Origin of the sequence: Bartonella sp. JB63 (assembly GCF_002022665.1) — a bacterium.
In the GTDB taxonomy this organism is placed as follows: Bacteria; Pseudomonadota; Alphaproteobacteria; order Rhizobiales; family Rhizobiaceae; genus Bartonella.
This window is the reverse complement of sequence record NZ_CP019788.1, coordinates 306,697-325,305: the sequence shown is the minus strand read 5'-3', so window position 1 is coordinate 325,305 and position 18,609 is coordinate 306,697. Positions and strand designations below refer to the sequence as shown.

Sequence of the window (18,609 nt, the reverse complement as noted above, 5' to 3'; positions counted from 1 at the left end):
CATACTGTGAATGGTAAATCTTCCTTTGGTTAGATAACGAAATCGTAAGTTATAAAATTAATAAGGAAACTGGAATTATTAGCAATAATAATTGTTATACATTTGATAACTCGGTTTATTTATTAGAATTTTTCAAATGAGTTATTACTCGTTAATTTAGAAACAACAAAAATCATCTATAATTTTTGCAAAAATTGGAAATTAAATAAAGAGGAATAACTCATGAAAAATATATTTCATAAAGTAAAATTTAAACTTTCTATATAACTTATCTTGTTTAGTTTATTGTGTATGATTTTAGCCCTATAAAGGGAGATTTTATCATGTAATTTTATATTATTTAGTTTTGATGCATCCTTTTACAATAGAAAAACATCTTTCATAGCTTAACAAATGAAACACCAAAAAGACCATCTGAAATCTATTCAGACTGATTTCAAACGCTCTCCTTCTAAAGATTTAAGTATGAGAATAAAAGTTGTTATTGTTTTGGTACTGTCGAAAATATGATAATAAATACCTGTATATCGTAAGACCTATATTTGAAGAACTTTATAGCTTCCTGCAATAGAAGCGTTATACCTCTAGCATACAATCACAGAACTCTATTAAGAACTTTTTCACCTATTTACAACACTATAGGATAATAAAGCGCCCAATGATGGATTCAACCAAAAGAGTGCCAAATATAGCAGATAAATAAAATAGTGAAAAGAAAAACACTTTCTTCGCCATAACAATGGTTTCATCATTTTTCTCAGCTTTCCATAAACAATAAGAAAAATAAACGAAAATAGTGCTTAAGATTGTTGAAAAGATACCATAGATAATACCTGCAAAATCTATAATATAAGGGCCAATAGCGCATATTGCCGTAATAATAGCGTAAATTAAAATCTGGTTTTTTGTGGATTGCTCTCCTCGTACATTAGGCATCATAGGAATACCTGCTGCATCATAATCAAAAGATGAGAACAAAGAAAGAGACCAAAAATGCGGTGGGGTCCACATAAAAATGATTAAAAATAAGAAGAAGCTTTCAAGACTCACTGTACCTGTTGCAGCTGCCCATCCAATCATTGGTGGAAAAGCCCCTGCTGCACCACCAATCACAATATTCTGAGATGTTATACGCTTTAACCAAATTGTATAAATAACAACATAAAAGAAAATTGTAAAAGAAAGAAAAAACGCTGTAAACCAATTAATGAAAATCCCCATAATCAAAACTGAAAATATAGAAAGGGCTAAACCAAAAATAAACGCTTTTCTACGGCTGATTTTACCAGTTGGAATAGGACGCTTTTGGGTACGTTTCATCACCGCATCAATATCAGCCTCATACCACATATTAAGGGTTCCCGCACCACCACCACCTAGAGCTACACACAAAATAGCTAAAAAACCATGTAATGGGCTCATAACAGTAGGTGATAACATTAATCCAACCAAAGCAGTAAACACAACAAGTAACATGACCCTTGGTTTCATTAATGTAACATAATTATAAACATCAGCTACTATTGAGATTAATTTACCATTTTTAGCCGGTAATTCTCTTGAAACAGACATTCCGTCACAGAACCTTTTATCTATGTTATCCAAAAACAAACATTGTCTAAAATATAGGAATAACCAATTAATATTACGGTGTTTTTAAGAACGTATAATACACTTAATCTTCCCCGCACCCAATACAGATTAGGAATGTTTGTAACAAAAACACATTTTTCCATATTGGATTCAAGAAATGTACTACAAAAAAATCTACTAAATATCACATAGCAACGCTAAGAAATTATACTTTCATCGAATACTATCCTTTTTAAATTTTTATTTCCACTCTGTGCATATAAATTCATATCTTCGAAAAAATTAACTTTGTATTATATTTAAAAAAATTCAAAATTTTACTTTTCATGAAAACCTATACACAATAATATAGTGGTGATTCGGATAGGGCTTTCTATGACACTTAATCAATTTTTCAAAAAAAACTTTTTTAGCATTCTTGTTTGCATATTCTGTAATGTTACTACCAATTACGTTATTGCACAAACATCCAATACGCAGAGTGTTCCTACCCCACAAACTTATGGCGCATGGACGAAAATTTGTTCTTTTCCACCAGGTACGCCGAATGTACAATGTGAAATTGTACAAGATGTTCGTGCGCAAAAGCGTCGTGATATTACTTTCCGTATAGTATTTTACAAATTACCTCAAAATAAAGAGGTCTTAATGCGCGTTTTTGTTCCTATTCGCGTTGAATTACAACCTGGAATTGTAATTAAAATTGACGATAAAGATTTGGGAAGAATGGAGTATCGTCGCTGCTTAGGGAATAATTGTGTTGCTGAAACGCTTCTTAAAGAGAATGTAGTAAAGCTCTTTTTAGAAGGTAAATTAGCGACTTACATTATCTTTACAACTCCCGAGCAAGGAATCGGAGGTGTGGTTGATCTCAATGGTCTTAATGACGCCTATGCAACTTTATAACAAATAACTTACCACTTTTGACCTAATAATATGTCGTTGTTTTTTATTTCCTAAATAATAAAGAAAAAATTCTAAGCTTTCAAAACTAATAAAATAGGAATAACTGCTATGCAATCGTTGATTGACCGTTTTGATATTTCCTCATCAAAAGTGCAATCATTTGTACAAGAAGCGCTTCACAAAGCTGATGATGGTGAGCTTTACCTTGAATATACAGAAAGCGAAGTTCTTTTATTTGATAATGGACAGCTTAAAAATGGCTCATTTCATCAGGATATAGGATTCGGTTTACGTGTTGTTTCCGGAGAAACCACTGGATATGCTCACTCTGGTGAACTATCTGCTACTGCACTTAAACGTGCTAGTGAAACAGCTAAAACTGCGACCTATAATAATCATGGAGGCCCTTATAGGGCAGCTCCTAAACCGACAAATAAAAAACTTTATAAATCAGAAAGTCCTCTTGTTTCTCCCTCATTTGAAAAAAAAAGTGCGCTTTTGCAAAAAATTGATTCATATTTACGCGAAAAAAATGACAAATTACATCAAGTGACTGTTGCTCTTTCCGGTTCATTACAGCATATTGAAATTTTACGAGCTGATGGACATTTTGTTCGTGATATTCGTCCCCTTGTACGCCTTTCTATATCAGTGGTTGTTGCCAATGGCAATCGGCGGGAAAATAGCTCCTATGGCTGTGGTGGACGACAAATGTTTAATCAATTCATTTGTGAAAAAAATTGGAAAAAAGCTGCTGATGAAGCTTTACGAATAGCCTTAATTAATCTAGAAGCAGAAGAAGCGCCAGCAGGAACATTTGATGTTGTATTAGCCAATGGATGGCCTGGTGTTATGCTTCATGAAGCTGTTGGCCATGGTTTGGAAGGAGACTTCAACCGTAAAAAAACATCTGCTTTTTCTGGACTTTTAGGCCAACAAGTTGCAGCAGAGGGTGTTACCATTGTCGATGATGGTACAATACCTGAATGCCGTGGTTCACTTACAGTGGATGATGAAGGAACTCCATCAAATCGTAATGTTTTGATTGAAGATGGAAAACTCGTTAATTATATGCAAGATAGATTAAATGCTCGGCTTATGGGAATGAATCCAACCGGGAATGGACGTCGTGCATCCTATGCACACGCACCAATACCGCGAATGACTAATACAATAATGCTGGGTGGAGATAAAACACCTGAAGAAATTTTATCCTCATTAAAAAACGGTATTTATGCTGTTTCGTTTGGTGGAGGACAAGTAGATATTACTTCTGGAAAATTTGTATTTGAGTGTACCGAAGCTTATCGAGTAGAAAATGGCAAAATCATAGCTCCAATCAGGGGTGCAACCCTTATTGGTAATGGACCAGATGCTATGAAACGTATTACAATGATTGGTAATGATAGCAAACTTGATAATGGTGTAGGAATGTGCGGAAAAGCAGGACAAAATGTTCCTGTTGGGGTTGGACAACCTCATTTGCGAATTAATAATATGACAATTGGTGGGACAGCAGTTTAGTTTGATAGAATCAATTGGATAAACCTAATCTGGAAATTTCTCAGTCTTATTCATAAAGAGCGTTTCTATTTTTTAACTAAAACTTCCAACTTCTTTTCGTTTTTCGTTTGCTTAAAGTTGTAACAATTTCAATGTGAGGTGACCATAAAAATTGATCAATCGGTACAACTTTTTCTATTGTATAACCGCCAGCAACGAGAATAGACAAATCACGAGCTAATGTAACAGGATTGCACGAAACAGCTACAACACGTGCTACCGTTGTCTTTGCCAACTCATTTACCTGTTCTTCTGCACCAAAACGTGGCGGATCAAAAACAATGCTATCAAAGCGTTCGAGCTCTTTTGCAGAAAGTGGACGAAGGAATAAGTCACGTTTTTCACAAATCACTGTTTTTAAACCGTTAGCAATACGTGCTGCTTGATCTAGATTAGTTAATGCTTTTCCATCATTTTCTATTGCATGAACATTCATCTTTTTAGCCATACGTAAAGTAAAAGTTCCTACTCCTGCAAATAAATCAGCAGCATTTTTTGCTTTTTTAAATGAGTTAAAATAATATCACCCATAATAGTTTCCGCTTCAAAAGTTGCTTGAAGAAAACAACCAATAGGAAATTTAACACAAACATCTCCAAAATAAATCACTGGTTTTTCTTGTTCAACTAAAACTTCACCTTCAACGGATAAACGCGTAATTTCACATGAAAGAGCTGCATTTATCATTTTCTGACAGTCAAATTCGTCTAGTACAACACAGCCGATTAACGCAACATCAAAACCGTTTTCAACTGCTATCACTGTCACATGAAAGCGTTTAGCGTTATTTCTTAAAAGAGCGCATATCATTCTGATATCATCTAGTTTAGATAAAATGTCTGAACGAGTAACCGTACATTCTTTAATATCTATAATATCATGAGATCGATAACGATTAAAACCAACAATATGACCTTTTTGAAACACAGATGCTGTTAAAGTAACTCGTCGACGGGTATAATTTCCACATTCAATTAATGGAGAAATAACAACATCAAGGCCATATCTTTTAAATACATTAACAACTAATTGTCGCTTCCAAAAGTGATAAGCATCAAAACGCTAATGCTGAAGCATGCATCCTCCACATGCCCCAAAATATTGACAAACAGCATCAATACGTTCTAGTGATTTTTTTTAAAGTAATAAGTGTACCATATTTTCCATTAAGAGTAACATTAATAATCTCTCTAGGCAAAGTAAAAGGTACAGAAATTGAACCATATGCTGTTTTGGCAATACCATGACCGTTCATGCCAATATGGTCAATTATAACATCATTTTTCACTTTTTTCTCCGAATAACAAATATTCTAAATTACCGTCACCACCTGTAATAGGTGAAAGAAGCAAACCTTTTGCTGTCCATCCTATTTGAGTATTCAGCCAATCAAAAAGTTCTTCAGCAGTTTTTTTTGCTATTAACGGATCTTTCAATATTCCCCCTTTACCAACACCCGCTCGACCAACTTCAAATTGAGGTTTTACCAATAAAACCGCTTGAGCGCTCTTTTTAGTTAAAGATAAAACAGATGGTAATGCAAGTTTAAGAGAAATAAAACTGACATCTGATACAATAAGATCAATCTCATGACTACCTAAATGTTCCTGTTTCAAATCCCTAACATTCAAACCCTCTAATAAGGTTACAGCACTATTGTCAGATAAACGAGCATCAAATTGATTGTAACCAACATCAAGAGCAATAACATGAGCAGCTCCTCGTTCTAAAAGAACTTGTGTAAACCCACCTGTCGATGCACCAACATCAATTGCAGTAATTTTATTTGTTATCACTGGAAACATATCAAGTGCATAAATAAGTTTCAATGCTGCACGAGATACATAATTTTGCGCAGAGTCAGAAACAGTAATTATTGCATCATCAGCAATCATTTTTCCAGCTTTAAAAATGATTTTTCCATCAACTTTAACTGTTTTCCGCGCAACTGCATCACGTGCCCGTGAACGAGTTGCAAAAAAATTTTTTTCAACTAAGAGGATATCGAGTCTTTTCGTGACTGTCATATTTACACTTGAGTTCCCGATATAGGCCGAAGTTTACGCCTTAAAGCACTAAAAACAACATTAATAATACCTGTCGCATCGAGTCCAATCTGTGAGAGAACCTTATTTGGCGAACCATGATTTAAATATTCATCAGGAAACTTTAGGGTACGAACTTTTAAACCATGCTCTAAGAGCCCCTCTTGTGCCAAAAACTGTAGTAAGTGCGCTCCAAATCCACCTACTGCTCCTTCTTCAATTGTCACTAAAACTTCATGCTCCCGTGCTAACCGACGCATCAAATCCTTATCCAAAGGCTTGGCAAACCGGACATCTGCAACAGTAGTAGACAATCCTTCTACCACTAATTCATCAGCTGCGACTAATACTTCAGATAATCGTGTTCCAAAACAAACCAGAGCAACCTTACTTCCTTCGCATAAAACTCGCCCTTTCCCAATTTCAAGCAATTCACCCCGCTGTGGCAAATCCATACCAATACCCTCACCCCGTGGATAACGAAAAGAAATAGGTCCCTGATCATAAGCTGCCGCTGTACGCACCATATGCATAAGTTCAATCTCATCAGAAGGTGCCATAACAACAAAATCAGGAAGAGTTGCCAAAAAAACAATATCAAAACTCCCTGCGTGCGTTGCACCATCTGCTCCAACAAAGCCTGCTCTATCAATGGCAAAACGTACCGGTAATTTTTGGAGAGATACATCATGGATAATCTGATCATAAGCACGCTGTAAAAAAGTAGAATAGATCGCAACAAAAGGTTTATATCCCTCACTGGCAATACCTGCAGCAAAAGTCACAGCATGCTGCTCAGCAATACCAACATCAAACATCCTTTTTGGAAATTTTTCGGCAAACAAGTCAAGTCCTGTTCCATTTGGCATTGCTGCCGTGATGGCAACAATTTTATTATCATGTGTAGCCTCCTCTATCAAAGCTTTAGAGAACACTTTAGTATAAGAAAGAGAGTTACTTTGTGCTTTAACTTGTTTACCTGTAATGACATCAAAACGATTAACACCATGATATTTATCAGATGACGCTTCTGCAGGTGCGTATCCTTTGCCTTTATGCGTTACTACATGTACTAAAACAGGACCATCAGGACATTCACGAACATTTTTTAAAACAGGTAACAAATGCCCAAAATTATGACCATCTATCGGTCCAACATAGTAAAATCCAAGTTCATCAAACAAGGTCCCTCCAACAAAAAAACTACGTGCAAATTCTTCTGAATAACGTGCTTTCTCCAAAAAGAATTTTGGTAATTTTTTGCTTAAAATCTTTACCCGTTCACGCAAACTGCGGTAAGATGGACGAGAAACTAATCGTGCAAGATGAGCACTCATAGCACCAGTAGGAGGTGCAATAGACATATCATTATCATTAAGGATAACAATCAAGCGTGCATCTAAAGCACCAGCATTATTCATTGCTTCATAAGCCATGCCTGCAGATATAGCACCATCACCAATAACAGAAATAATGTTGCGTCTTTCTTCAGCTTTCAATGCACTAACCATCGCCATACCAAGACCAGCTGAAATTGAAGTGGAAGAATGACCAGCACCAAATGGATCATACACACTTTCTGAACGCTTTGTAAAACCTGATAGACCACCCTCTTGACGCAATGTGCGAATTTTATCTCTGCGACCAGTCAAAATTTTATGGGGATAGGTTTGATGACCAACATCCCAAATAATCCTATCATCGGGTGTATTAAAAACATAATGTAGTGCAATAGTGAGTTCAACAACACCGAGCCCCGCCCCAAGATGACCACCCGTTACAGAAACCGCATCAATTGTTTCGACGCGCAATTCATGAGCTAACTGTATCAAATTAGACTCAGGTAACGCCCGCAAATCCTGAGGCAAATGAATTAGATCAAGCAATGGCGTTAATGGGCGAGACAAAAAAAACTCCTTATATTATTAGAGCAATAAATTATGTTATCTTGTTCTTCCAATACATTTTTAGAATCCATACCTTAATAGGTTTTTTAATTGCTGGTTTTTTATAAAAATTGCTCTGTATGAACAGAATACAAAAAATAAATAATGATGTAGATATCATGATGTATGCTAATATTCAATAAAGTGTAAATAGCTCTCATCATTATAATAGTCTATACACTGCACAATCATAATAATGTTTTTATCAATTACTTAGTTATAAAGAAAAAAGAATAATATTAATAAAAAAACGGGTGATAATTATACTGATATGATAATTATACTGATATAATGACAATTAATAAGTATATGCTTTGAAGATTTATATAAATCCTTTTGACTTATTTTATATTAAGAAATGAGATTAATGAAATTTGTTTCACATATGTTTTTTTGTACTTCCTACGCTCAATAAAACAAAAAAAATCACTTATATCATTCAGGATCCAATGGTTCTACACCTGATGGCTTGCCATCATCTGAAAATTGAATTTTTTCAACCTTAGCTTCAGCTACTTTTAGTAATCTATCGCAATGATTTTTAAGAGCTTCACCACGTGAATAAATATCAATCGATTGTTCTAAAGGAACATCTCCACGTTCTAGATTTTCGACAATTGCTTCAAGCTGCTTAAGTGCTTCCTCAAAACTCAACGTAGCAATATCTCCTTTGTTTTCTTCTTGTTTCATGTAATCCTCATAATATGTCTATATCTGTTCTAGATATGCGAATTCCAAAACCTTCTAAACCAACATAATGACGTTCTTTAGAAGCATAGACAATAACAGAACTAATCCCTAAATGTCTCAAAATTTGTGCTCCTAAACCAATTTGGCGCCACTCTTTTTCACGCTCAATTGCCTGCATATGATTTTCTAAATCTCTGGTTGTTACTTCCTGATCATTAACAGCTGATTGACAACCAATACCAACAGGACCCCCTCGCAGATAAACAAATACACCGCGTTTTTCTTCTTCTACCATACGACGCATAATAGCTTCAATATTTGATGCTTGACCAAAAACATCATTCAAAATGTTTTCACGGTGCAAACGTACCGGAATATCCTCACCATCACGAATATCACCAAAAACAATCGCAACATGCTGAACCGTTTCCCAAGGAAGTTGATAACTCTGAACCATAGCCGACCCTACAGATGTTTCAATTTGTATTTCCCCGACATGTTTTATTAGCGTCTCTTTACGCCGACGATAAGTAATAAGATCAGCAACTGTTATGGTATGCAACTGATAATCCTGTGCAAATTTTATAACTTCGTCTCCATGTTTGACACTCCCATCATCATTGACTAATTCACCAATAACACCAACCGGTGGCAAACCAGCTAATTTACATAAATCAACTGCAGCCTCAGTATGTCCTGACCGCATCAAAACACCACCTTCATGTGCAATTAAAGGAAAAATATGTCCCGGACGCACAAAATCATTAGCATTAGCATTTGGATTAGCAAGATTACGCACTGCTAATGTACGGTCATGCGCTGAAATCCCTGTTGTTATTCCATATTTAAAATCAACAGTAACAGTAAAATTGGTACAGTGCATTGAATCATTATCTGATACCATAGGAGTTAAATTTAATCGTTGCGCTTCCTCCTTTGTTAAGGGTGCACAAACAATACCCGATGTATAGCGCATGATAAATGCCATTTTTTCTTCTGTACAATGGATAGCAGCAACAATTAAATCACCTTCATTTTCACGATCATTGTCATCCATAACCACAACAATTTCACCGCGTTCAAAAGCCTGAATAGCAGAAACAACCTTTTTTTGATTATAAACCATCGCTTTTCCTTCCTATACAACTGACTTGACCGCAATGCCTCAGATAATGATCAACAATAACACAAGCAACCATTGCTTCACCAACAGGAACAACAAATCTAATACATAGACCATGACGCTCCTTTGTTATAACATCCATATTGTTGTCATCAACATCAATTGAACGACAGGAGGCTACAATCGACGATGTGGGTTAACTGCAAAAAGAACAAAAATTAGCTGCCCATTTGATATTCGGCCTATAATGCCTCCAGCATAATTGGATAAAAACAGTGTTTTTCCATCACTTCCAACTTGTATTTCATCTACATTTTCTTCACCTTTCAAACGGGCAGCGACAAAACCATCACTAATTTTCCACCCTTAACAGCATCAATTGACATTAAAAATGATGCAATATCTTGATTAAGTTTTTCATAAATAAGTGCTCCTAAACTTGCTGGACATTTTCTACAATAATCTCAACAACAGCACCGGTGGACGATCCATCTATAAGTAATTTACCGATATCTCAGGGAAAACATACACTGCCTCAGCACCAGGTGTAAAAAAAGGATTATTATCAACCTCTAAATAATCCCATCGACTATGATTCATATGATAAGAGCCAAACTTGATATCATCTCACAAAGGCTATTATTGATCGTTTCAAATTTAGCCAAATTGTTGCTGACAAAATAAAATTTATTAAGAAAATCTTACTCTTTAACAACAGAAATATCTGGTGCATCAACAGCCTTCATGCCTATAATATGATATCCTGAATCCACATGGTGCACCTCTCCCGTAACAGAACGAGATAAATCCGAAAGAAAGTATAGTGCGGAATCACCAACTTCTTCTATTGTCACCGTACGACGTAAAGGAGCATTATACTCATTCCATTTAAGAATATAACGAAATTCACCAATACCAGAAGCAGCCAATGTTTTTATAGGCCCTGCTGACAAGGCATTAACACGAATATTCTTCGGTCCTAAATCTGTAGCTAAATACCTCACACTAGCCTCAAGAGCAGCCTTAGCAACCCCCATCACATTATAGTTAGGAACAACCTTCTCAGCACCATAATAACTCAGCGTTAAAATCGAACCACCATCTGGCATCAATTTTTCTGCACGCTGTGTAAGAGCTGTCAAAGAATAAACAGAAATATTCATTGTCATCATAAAATTTGATTCGCTGACATCAATATAACGACCACTTAATTCATCTTTGTCAGAAAAACCAATAGCATGAACTAAAAAATCAAGCTTACCCCATCTTCTCTCTATTTCACTAAAGACTGAATCAATAGATGCACTATCAGATACATCGCAATGACCATAAACAAGCCCTCTCACTTCTTTGGCCAAAGGCTCAACACGCTTCTTCAGTGCCTCACCCTGATAGGTAAAAGCAAGCTCTGCACCTGCAGAACTAGCCGCCTTAGCTATCCCCCAAGCAATAGATCGATTATTGGCCAACCCTAAAATTAGACCACGCTTACCGCATAATAAATTATTACTATCAGCCATTAGCATTGCCTCATCGCAACTAGAAATTAATATTATTTACTCGCCTATGGCACAGGTGAAATTTTTCTTCAAGCAGTTGGTTAAAAATCAAATTAAAACTATAACCCTTTACCATAAGAAATTTAATTTTTCTACATTTGAAAAAACTTTTCTAATGCAGGATCTTTTTCTGGTAACATGATACGAACATGCACATAAAGATCATCTCTCTCTCCGTTTTTTAAATGAAGTCCTTTTCCTTTTAACCGTAAAACACGATCAGAGCTTGACCATGCGGGAATTGTTACAACGATACGCCCTTCCAATGTCTGAATTTCTTCTTTTGCTCCCAAAACAGCATGTTTAAGAGGAACTGGCAAATCAAGATGAAGTGCCCTTCCTTCAACTCGTAAACGAGGATGTTTCTGAATGTGAACAGTTACTAACGCATCTCCTGATTGCCCATATGGTACTTTTTCTCCCTGCCCTTTTAAACGAATAGTTTGCCCGTCCTCAATATAAATTGGTAGTTTAATTTTTAATTTTTTTCCATTAGGAAAAATTGTTTCCACCTTTTCTGCACCCACCACCTGCTCTAAGGTTACTGAAAGACTGGCACAAATATGTGCTCCCTGTTGAGGTTGATTATATTGTGCAGAATTCGAAAAATTTCTCCCTCTTCCAAATAAATCACGAAAAATATCGCTTGCATCAAAATCTACACCACTTGAAGAACTAAAATCAAACCCTCTCGCGCCTCTCGAAAAAGGATTATGTGCATCTCTAAAATGTCCTCCAGCACCATAAGCTTGATGAATCGGCTTCCCTTCTGCATCAATTTCACCGCGATCAAATTGTATCTTTTTATCTTTATCTCCTATAATTTCATAGGCTTGATTCACTTCAGCAAATTTTTCTTTAGCCTTCGCATCACCCATATTATGATCTGGATGATATTTCTTCGCTAATTTTCTGAATGCAGATTTAATCTCTTGCGGTCTTGCAGTGCGCTCCACACCTAGAACCGTATATGGATCACGCATATTGTCCTCTTTCCAGCTTTGTCATTTTTTAATATCAACCGGTATATTTTACTATCTTTATTCCTGACTTAATCTATCTAAAGTAATTTTACTTTATCTATATGTTTATAAAGAAATGAAAATACCATATGAAATAAATATTTTTATATCCAAGGATATGTATTAAAGCCCATACTAAAATTAGCATCAGCGAAAAATCATGATAAAAACATTTAATATTATTAATTTATTCAAAATAAAAAAGAACAACCTTTTGCCATCTGATAGAAAAACGAATCAGAAAATCTTTCATTCACGCTAATTGATACAAACCCATTATGAACAACACAACACAAACAAATGATAATTTTGTTCCAATACAAGAACCCTTCGTACTTTTTACACGCTGGCTTGAAGAAGCAACAATAAGCGAAATCAACGACCCCAATGCTATGGCGTTAGCAACAGTAGATTTAACAGGCTTACCTAATGTTCGTATAGTTCTTCTGAAAGATTTTAGTCCCAAAGGATTTATTTTCTATACAAACTACGAAAGTTGCAAAGGACAAGAAATTTTAGCATCAATGAAAGCATCATTAGGCTTTCACTGGAAATCACTTCGTCGTCAGGTTAGAATCAGAGGAAACGTTGAAAAAATCAGTCCTAAAGAAGCAGATGCATATTTTCAATCACGTCCACGTGGAAGTCAAATTGGAGCATGGGCATCTAAACAATCTCAAATATTAGAAAACCGTTTTGTTCTTGAAAAAGCAGTCACTGAATATACTGCGCGCTATGCTGTAGGAAACATTCCACGCCCACCTTACTGGTCTGGATTTTGTATCAACCCTTTTTCTATTGAATTCTGGTGCGATCGCCCATTTCGTTTACATGATCGCCTACTCTTTACACGAGATTCTATTCAGCAAAACAATTGGAAAAAGCAAAAACTCTATCCCTGATTTTCAAGTCATTAAAGTAATATATTTTCGTTCATTATAATGAATTTTCGTTTCAATAACATTAACATTATATAATACATATTGCCATAATGTTAGGAAATCAAAGAGTATAATGTCATCGAAATTCCTCCACATATCAAACCGGCAAAGATCAAAAAACCAACAAACGAATTAGACTTGAAAAGCTGTAAACATTGTGAACTGTTGTCGATATCAATAACTTTAATTTGTATAAACATATGGATAGCTGCAATAAAAATCCCTAAAAAACTAAGAATAGGGACTTGTGCTAAATAAAATGCCAAGCTGGTTAATATCACAAAACCACTATATAAAAGTATCAATGCATATTTAGTTCTTTTGCCAAAGAGAAGTGCTGTAGAACGAACACCAACAATCACATCATCCTCTTTATCTTGATGAGCATAAATTGTATCATATCCTATCGTCCATAGAACTGAACCTACATAAAGCGTTATTGGCGCCCAACTTAAACTCTCATGCACAGCAGCCCATCCCATTAATGCTCCCCAATTAAATGCAATCCCTAAAAAGAATTGCGGCCAATTTGTGATACGTTTCATAAAAGGATAAATTGCAACCGCTACTAATGATGAAAGACCTAAAAAAAAGGCAAATATATTAAATTGCAATAAAACACCTAAACCTATAACACATTGTATTAATATAAAAACTTTTGCTTGAAACCGACTTACTTGACCCGTAGGTAATGGACGAGAACGTGTTCGTTCTATTTGAGAATCAATTTCTTGATCAACAAGGTCATTCCATGTACAGCCAGCACCCCGCATAGCTATAGAGCCTAGAAAAAATAAAAAAAGATACCAAATCCAATTAATGAAAATCGATGAAAGAGATAATTGTGACATTTCACAAGAAAAAATAGCCATCGTTGTTGACCAAAAACAAGGCCACATCAATAATTTCCATCCAATAGGCCTATCCCACCGTGCTAATTGGGCATATAACCATAAAGAACAAGGAAGTAAATCATAAACCCACTGTTTTGGAGTTGCATCCATAACTCGTCCCGGCCTCTTACAGGATTGAATATGCAAAATATCTTTACTTTTTTTCATTAAATGATTTTACTCTTATTACTTATGATAGAAAAATTATCGTTTTTATGACAGATAATCAATTTAACCATCTTTTATGATAGGAGCAAGTAATGAACGTTCTTCTTATAGGCTCAGGCGGACGAGAACATGCTTTAGCGTGGAAAATAGCAACATCACCACTGCTAACGAAATTATATTGTACTCCTGGGAATCCTGCAACAATGGAATTTGGTGAAAATATTGATTTGGATATTGATAACCATTGTAATGTCATTAATTTTTGTAAAAAATACGCTATTGATCTTGTAGTTGTTGGTCCAGAAGCTCCATTAGTGGCGGGAATAACAGATGCTCTTAATGCTGCTCATATCTGTGTATTCGGACCGAATCAAAAAGCTACTCAGCTAGAAAGTTCAAAAGGTTTTACAAAAGACTTGTGTTATAGAAATAATATTCCTACAGCTCCCTATAAACGATTTGATAATGCTCTGAAAGCTAAATCTTATGTTCAGCAACAAGGTATTCCTATTGTTATTAAAGCTGATGGCTTAGCCGCGGGGAAAGGTGTTATGGTTGCTATGACAATGGAAGAAGCATTTGATGCAATTGATGCCTGTTTTGAAGGTATATTTGGCGATGCAGGCAAAGAAGTTGTTGTCGAAGCGTTTCTAGAAGGAGAAGAAGCAAGTTTTTTTTGCCTTTGTGATGGTAAAATAGCTATCCCCTTTGGATCTGCACAAGATCATAAACGTATTGGTGATGGTGACACGGGTGTCAACACAGGTGGCATGGGTGCCTATTCACCGGCTCCTATAATGACAGAAGAAATGGTTAACCGTACCCTTAACGAAATTGTTACACCAGCTCTACGAGGTATGGCTAAAATGAATATATTCTTTAAAGGTATTCTCTTCGTTGGATTGATGATAACACAAAAAGGTCCCCAATTAATTGAATTTAATGTGCGATTTGGTGATCCTGAATGTCAAGTTTTAATGATGCGTTTAAAAGACGATATTCTCCCGCTTTTTCTTTCAGCTGCTCAAGGAAATCTTGAAAAGAAGAAGCTTGAATGGTCTGAAGAAACTGCTTTAACAGTTGTTATGGCTGCTAATGGCTATCCTATTTCTCCTCAAAAAGGTAGTGTGATTCGCAATATTGATAAAGTAAATTCTCTCCCTAATATAAAAGTTTTTCAAGCTGGTACAGCCTTACGCAATGAAGAATTAATTGCTAATAGCGGACGTGTTTTAAATATAACAGCGACAGGAGAAACCGTAAAACTCGCTCAAAAACGTGCTTATGAAGCAGTCGACTATATTGATTGGCCACAAGGTTTTGTGCGCCGTGATATTGGATGGCGTGCTATCATGCGGGAAAATTAGATTTTTTGAGTCTTTGTTTTAGGACTCGTAACTTCACGTGATAGAATAGTGCGTAAGTCAGCTAACTGTTCCTTAGTCATAATAGCTTTAGGAAGAATATTGAATTTTTCCTCTGAAATGTAAAGTGCTATAAAATTTGGGTACTCACACCAATCATAAAACAGACGGAAAGAATAAGTACCCTGTATATAAGAATTTCGAATCGCAATCGCATGATCATCCCATTGCCATATTTGTTTAAGGCCTATTTGTTGATTATTTTTCACCAATCGATGGGCTTTATGCGTCACTAAAACATAATAATTCAATGCCCAAATAACACAAATAATTGCAGCATAAATGCAAGCCGTTTTAATAAAAGATTTTCCCCAATAATGCGGCCAATTTTGGCCTTCAATCATGATAAGAAAAATACAATAAATAAAAATACAAATCAGCTATAATATTAATAAATGTAAAAATGTCTTCAATCTTCTGATATAACGACGGCAATGCATTTTTTGCGCTTCTATTACCTTCTCTTTATCAAGCTCGAAGACAAGCACACGCATTTTCATTTTTTCTGAATGCTTCAAATACGTAAAATTCTTTTCTATTTCTATTAGATAGGCATTTAATTATTATTGATAAAAAGAAAAAACACAAATTAAATCAATACAAATGATCGCAAAACATACAAAAATTAACATATAACTCACTGTAGCACGATCTGATTGTTAATCACCAAATGTAAACCTAATGAATTATTACAACGAAGTAAAAAACGTTTCTGTACAGAATCAGGTGATACCTTGTGAAAAAATTGATGTAGAACAGAACGGTCTTGAACCTTGATAATGTTATTATATTCATCAATCATAAGCATAGGAAGATTGTAAATCCGTGCCCATAATCGCCAATCCAGAAAAACATTATTTAATTTTCTAGAAACTAAAAGTGGAACACAAATCTCCTCATCTATGTGGAATAGCTCTAATGTTATGGCTTTCTTACCTGACAGAATGTCTACTATACGAGCTGCAATCCCTCTAAAATGGTGAGCTAAAATAAAACGTGATAAACTTGAAGAATCACTAAATTTAAAAAAAACACCACGCTCATTTAGCGAACAAACTATCTGATTACCGGTTTTTGATGTGAAATATGCCGTCACTTGTGGCAAATGGCACGGATCTAATCGAAATTCAAGCACCGATTTTGCCTGATTAAAGCATTGATTAGCCATATACACTGTTCCCAATTTTTTTCAATAACACATATAATTTAGTAATCTATCAGATTTTCTTCATTGAATTATTAATTAAAGTTATATAAAAAATTTAGTTTCTTTTTGGTTATTAAATTCTAAATAAGAATGTAAAAAATATTTATTCTTCTGGAATCATAACATCTTTCCAGGATTCATAATCCCTAAAGGATCAAACATTTTTTTAATCTTTTGCATAATTTCTAATGAAACAGGTGATTTAAAAATACGTAATTCTTCTCGTTTAAGTTGACCAATTCCATGTTCGGCAGAAAATGTACCTTGATATTGCATTGCTAAACAATGAATACGATGGGTTATTTTCGGCCGTAATTTTAAAAATGTTGCAGTATCCGCTCCAATTGGCTGCGTAATATTATAATGAAGATTTCCATCACCCACATGTCCAAAACAAACTATTCGTGCACCTTGAATCATTTCTTTAACAATAAGAGCAGACTCAGCAATAAAATCAGGAATGGAAGCAATAGGTAGAGCAATATCATGTTTAATAGATCCCCCTGCTAATTTCTGTGCAGATGATATACTTTCACGCAATTGCCAAAAAAAATTTTGCTGTTTTAATGATTGTGCAATAATTGCATCATTAATAATAAAATTCTTTAAAGCTATTTCTAAAATAACATGCAGTGCTGATAATGCATCATTGTCACTCTGTAATGATGACATATTAATCAACACATACCATTCATGCTCATGATCAAAAGGAGATCGGATACACATCTTATAATTTAAAGCCATTTGAAAACTAAGTTTTCCCATAAGCTCAAAGCCAGTCAACAATGTTCCCCCGTAGCATTGAGCAAGAGACAAAAGCTCTACAACTTTCGCTGGACTATCTAAACCTACAAGAGCAACTTCTTGCCCTTTTGGTTTTGGAAAAAGCTTCAAAACTGCTGCGGTAATAACCCCTAAAGTCCCTTCTGCACCAATAAAAAGGTCTTTCAGATTATAACCACTATTATCTTTCTTAACAAATCGCAAATCATCCAAAATACGTCCATCAGGTAAAACAACTTCTAAACCAAGACAAAGGTCACGCATATTACCATAAGCTAAAACCCCTGTTCCTCCTGCATTAGAAGATAAGTTTCCCCCTATCTGACAAGATTCTTCAGAAGCCAAAGAAAGAGGAAAAAAACGATTCATTTCATCAGCTTTTTTCTGTAATGTTTGTAAAACAACTCCAGCCTCTACTACAGCAACATTACCCTTAAGATCCAATGATCGAATCTTGTTCAAACGTTCCATAGATAAAATAACACTTTGACCACTATCATCCGGCTGCTGAGCACCTACAAGACCAGTATTTCCTCCTTGAGGAACAATCGGCGTACACGTTTGACTAGCCAAACGCATAATCAATGACACCTCTTTTGTAGAAGATGGCCGTAAAAGTAATGGTGTTTTTCCATTAAAAAGTCGACGATTTTCAAATAAATATGGTGTAATCAATACCTGATCTGTTATAGCATGCTCGGAACCGACAATTCTTCTAAAAGACTCAATCAAATCTTGCTCCATTT

Annotated in this window: 15 protein-coding genes and 2 pseudogenes; 4 read left to right on the top strand and 13 right to left on the bottom strand. The window is 35.3% G+C overall.

The window, feature by feature from the left end:
- Positions 1 to 636: 636 nt before the first annotated feature.
- Positions 637 to 1,572, bottom strand: a complete 936-nt coding sequence (locus tag BJB63x_RS01400) for a heme o synthase (RefSeq protein ID WP_078718691.1) — start codon at positions 1,570 to 1,572, stop codon at positions 637 to 639.
- Between the two features lie 396 nt (positions 1,573 to 1,968).
- On the opposite strand from BJB63x_RS01400, the gene BJB63x_RS01395 reads away from it, so the two are divergent.
- On the top strand, positions 1,969 to 2,499 hold the full coding sequence (locus tag BJB63x_RS01395) for an invasion associated locus B family protein (protein WP_078718690.1): 531 nt from the start codon (positions 1,969 to 1,971) through the stop codon (positions 2,497 to 2,499).
- A gap of 108 nt (positions 2,500 to 2,607) precedes the next feature.
- Positions 2,608 to 4,023, top strand: a complete 1,416-nt coding sequence (tldD, locus tag BJB63x_RS01390) for a metalloprotease TldD (RefSeq protein WP_078718689.1) — start codon at positions 2,608 to 2,610, stop codon at positions 4,021 to 4,023.
- A 76-nt stretch (positions 4,024 to 4,099) separates the two neighbouring features.
- Here the strand turns inward: tldD and BJB63x_RS01385 are convergent.
- The 8 genes and pseudogenes from BJB63x_RS01385 to BJB63x_RS01355 form a co-directional block, all read right to left on the bottom strand.
- A pseudogene (locus BJB63x_RS01385) lies at positions 4,100 to 5,350 on the bottom strand (class I SAM-dependent RNA methyltransferase).
- Positions 5,340 to 6,089, bottom strand: coding sequence for a TlyA family RNA methyltransferase (locus tag BJB63x_RS01380; RefSeq protein ID WP_078718688.1), 750 nt, complete (start codon positions 6,087 to 6,089; stop codon positions 5,340 to 5,342). Before BJB63x_RS01380 ends, BJB63x_RS01385 begins: the two are co-directional and overlap by 11 nt.
- Positions 6,090 to 6,091: 2 nt before the next feature.
- Positions 6,092 to 8,014, bottom strand: a complete 1,923-nt coding sequence (gene dxs, locus BJB63x_RS01375) for a 1-deoxy-D-xylulose-5-phosphate synthase (RefSeq protein ID WP_078718687.1) — start codon at positions 8,012 to 8,014, stop codon at positions 6,092 to 6,094.
- A 474-nt stretch (positions 8,015 to 8,488) separates the two neighbouring features.
- A complete protein-coding gene (locus BJB63x_RS01370; protein ID WP_078718686.1) occupies positions 8,489 to 8,743 on the bottom strand; it encodes an exodeoxyribonuclease VII small subunit in 255 nt (84 codons plus the stop codon).
- Between the two features lie 7 nt (positions 8,744 to 8,750).
- A complete protein-coding gene (ribB, locus tag BJB63x_RS01365; protein ID WP_078718685.1) occupies positions 8,751 to 9,869 on the bottom strand; it encodes a 3,4-dihydroxy-2-butanone-4-phosphate synthase in 1,119 nt (372 codons plus the stop codon).
- Positions 9,859 to 10,487: pseudogene (locus BJB63x_RS06490) on the bottom strand (chorismate synthase); the annotation flags it as partial. The gene ribB and the pseudogene BJB63x_RS06490, both read right to left, overlap by 11 nt.
- A gap of 80 nt (positions 10,488 to 10,567) precedes the next feature.
- The gene (gene fabI / locus BJB63x_RS01360) at positions 10,568 to 11,386 is read right to left on the bottom strand and encodes an enoyl-ACP reductase FabI (RefSeq protein WP_078718684.1); all 819 of its coding nucleotides are present in this window, start codon (positions 11,384 to 11,386) and stop codon (positions 10,568 to 10,570) included.
- Positions 11,387 to 11,517: 131 nt separating this feature from the next.
- Entirely contained in the window at positions 11,518 to 12,408 is an 891-nt protein-coding gene (locus BJB63x_RS01355; protein ID WP_078718683.1) for a DnaJ C-terminal domain-containing protein, read from the bottom strand.
- 317 nt (positions 12,409 to 12,725) lie between these two features.
- Here BJB63x_RS01355 and pdxH point away from each other — a divergent pair, with 317 nt between their 5' ends.
- A complete protein-coding gene (gene pdxH / locus BJB63x_RS01350) occupies positions 12,726 to 13,349 on the top strand; it encodes a pyridoxamine 5'-phosphate oxidase (protein WP_078718682.1) in 624 nt (207 codons plus the stop codon).
- 92 nt (positions 13,350 to 13,441) lie between these two features.
- Here the strand turns inward: pdxH and ubiA are convergent, their stop codons facing one another.
- Positions 13,442 to 14,449 (bottom strand): 4-hydroxybenzoate octaprenyltransferase, encoded by a 1,008-nt coding sequence (ubiA, locus tag BJB63x_RS01345; RefSeq protein ID WP_078718681.1) that lies wholly within the window; start codon positions 14,447 to 14,449, stop codon positions 13,442 to 13,444.
- A gap of 92 nt (positions 14,450 to 14,541) precedes the next feature.
- On the opposite strand from ubiA, the gene purD reads away from it, so the two are divergent.
- Complete coding sequence (purD, locus tag BJB63x_RS01340) at positions 14,542 to 15,816, top strand: phosphoribosylamine--glycine ligase (RefSeq protein WP_078718680.1); 1,275 nt, start codon at positions 14,542 to 14,544, stop codon at positions 15,814 to 15,816.
- On the opposite strand, the gene BJB63x_RS01335 is transcribed toward purD, so the two are convergent.
- The 3 genes from BJB63x_RS01335 to BJB63x_RS01325 form a co-directional block, all read right to left on the bottom strand.
- On the bottom strand, positions 15,813 to 16,217 hold the full coding sequence (locus BJB63x_RS01335) for a YcxB family protein (RefSeq protein WP_078718679.1): 405 nt from the start codon (positions 16,215 to 16,217) through the stop codon (positions 15,813 to 15,815). The genes purD and BJB63x_RS01335 overlap by 4 nt on opposite strands.
- A 293-nt stretch (positions 16,218 to 16,510) precedes the next feature.
- Positions 16,511 to 17,041, bottom strand: coding sequence for a DUF6101 family protein (locus BJB63x_RS01330; protein WP_078718678.1), 531 nt, complete (start codon positions 17,039 to 17,041; stop codon positions 16,511 to 16,513).
- A gap of 156 nt (positions 17,042 to 17,197) precedes the next feature.
- Entirely contained in the window at positions 17,198 to 18,607 is a 1,410-nt protein-coding gene (locus BJB63x_RS01325; protein WP_078718677.1) for an FAD-binding oxidoreductase, read from the bottom strand.
- Positions 18,608 to 18,609 lie beyond the last annotated feature (2 nt).

Coding starts and splice junctions, on each gene's coding strand:
- BJB63x_RS01400 (WP_078718691.1), bottom strand. CDS start 1,572: ATGTCTGTTTCAAGAGAATTACCGGCTAAAAATGGTAAATTAATCTCA.
- BJB63x_RS01395 (WP_078718690.1), top strand. CDS start 1,969: ATGACACTTAATCAATTTTTCAAAAAAAACTTTTTTAGCATTCTTGTT.
- tldD (WP_078718689.1), top strand. CDS start 2,608: ATGCAATCGTTGATTGACCGTTTTGATATTTCCTCATCAAAAGTGCAA.
- BJB63x_RS01380 (WP_078718688.1), bottom strand. CDS start 6,089: ATGACAGTCACGAAAAGACTCGATATCCTCTTAGTTGAAAAAAATTTT.
- BJB63x_RS01370 (WP_078718686.1), bottom strand. CDS start 8,743: ATGAAACAAGAAGAAAACAAAGGAGATATTGCTACGTTGAGTTTTGAG.
- ribB (WP_078718685.1), bottom strand. CDS start 9,869: ATGGTTTATAATCAAAAAAAGGTTGTTTCTGCTATTCAGGCTTTTGAA.
- fabI (WP_078718684.1), bottom strand. CDS start 11,386: ATGGCTGATAGTAATAATTTATTATGCGGTAAGCGTGGTCTAATTTTA.
- BJB63x_RS01355 (WP_078718683.1), bottom strand. CDS start 12,408: ATGCGTGATCCATATACGGTTCTAGGTGTGGAGCGCACTGCAAGACCG.
- pdxH (WP_078718682.1), top strand. CDS start 12,726: ATGAACAACACAACACAAACAAATGATAATTTTGTTCCAATACAAGAA.
- ubiA (WP_078718681.1), bottom strand. CDS start 14,449: ATGAAAAAAAGTAAAGATATTTTGCATATTCAATCCTGTAAGAGGCCG.
- purD (WP_078718680.1), top strand. CDS start 14,542: ATGAACGTTCTTCTTATAGGCTCAGGCGGACGAGAACATGCTTTAGCG.
- BJB63x_RS01335 (WP_078718679.1), bottom strand. CDS start 16,217: ATGATTGAAGGCCAAAATTGGCCGCATTATTGGGGAAAATCTTTTATT.
- BJB63x_RS01330 (WP_078718678.1), bottom strand. CDS start 17,041: ATGGCTAATCAATGCTTTAATCAGGCAAAATCGGTGCTTGAATTTCGA.
- BJB63x_RS01325 (WP_078718677.1), bottom strand. CDS start 18,607: ATGGAGCAAGATTTGATTGAGTCTTTTAGAAGAATTGTCGGTTCCGAG.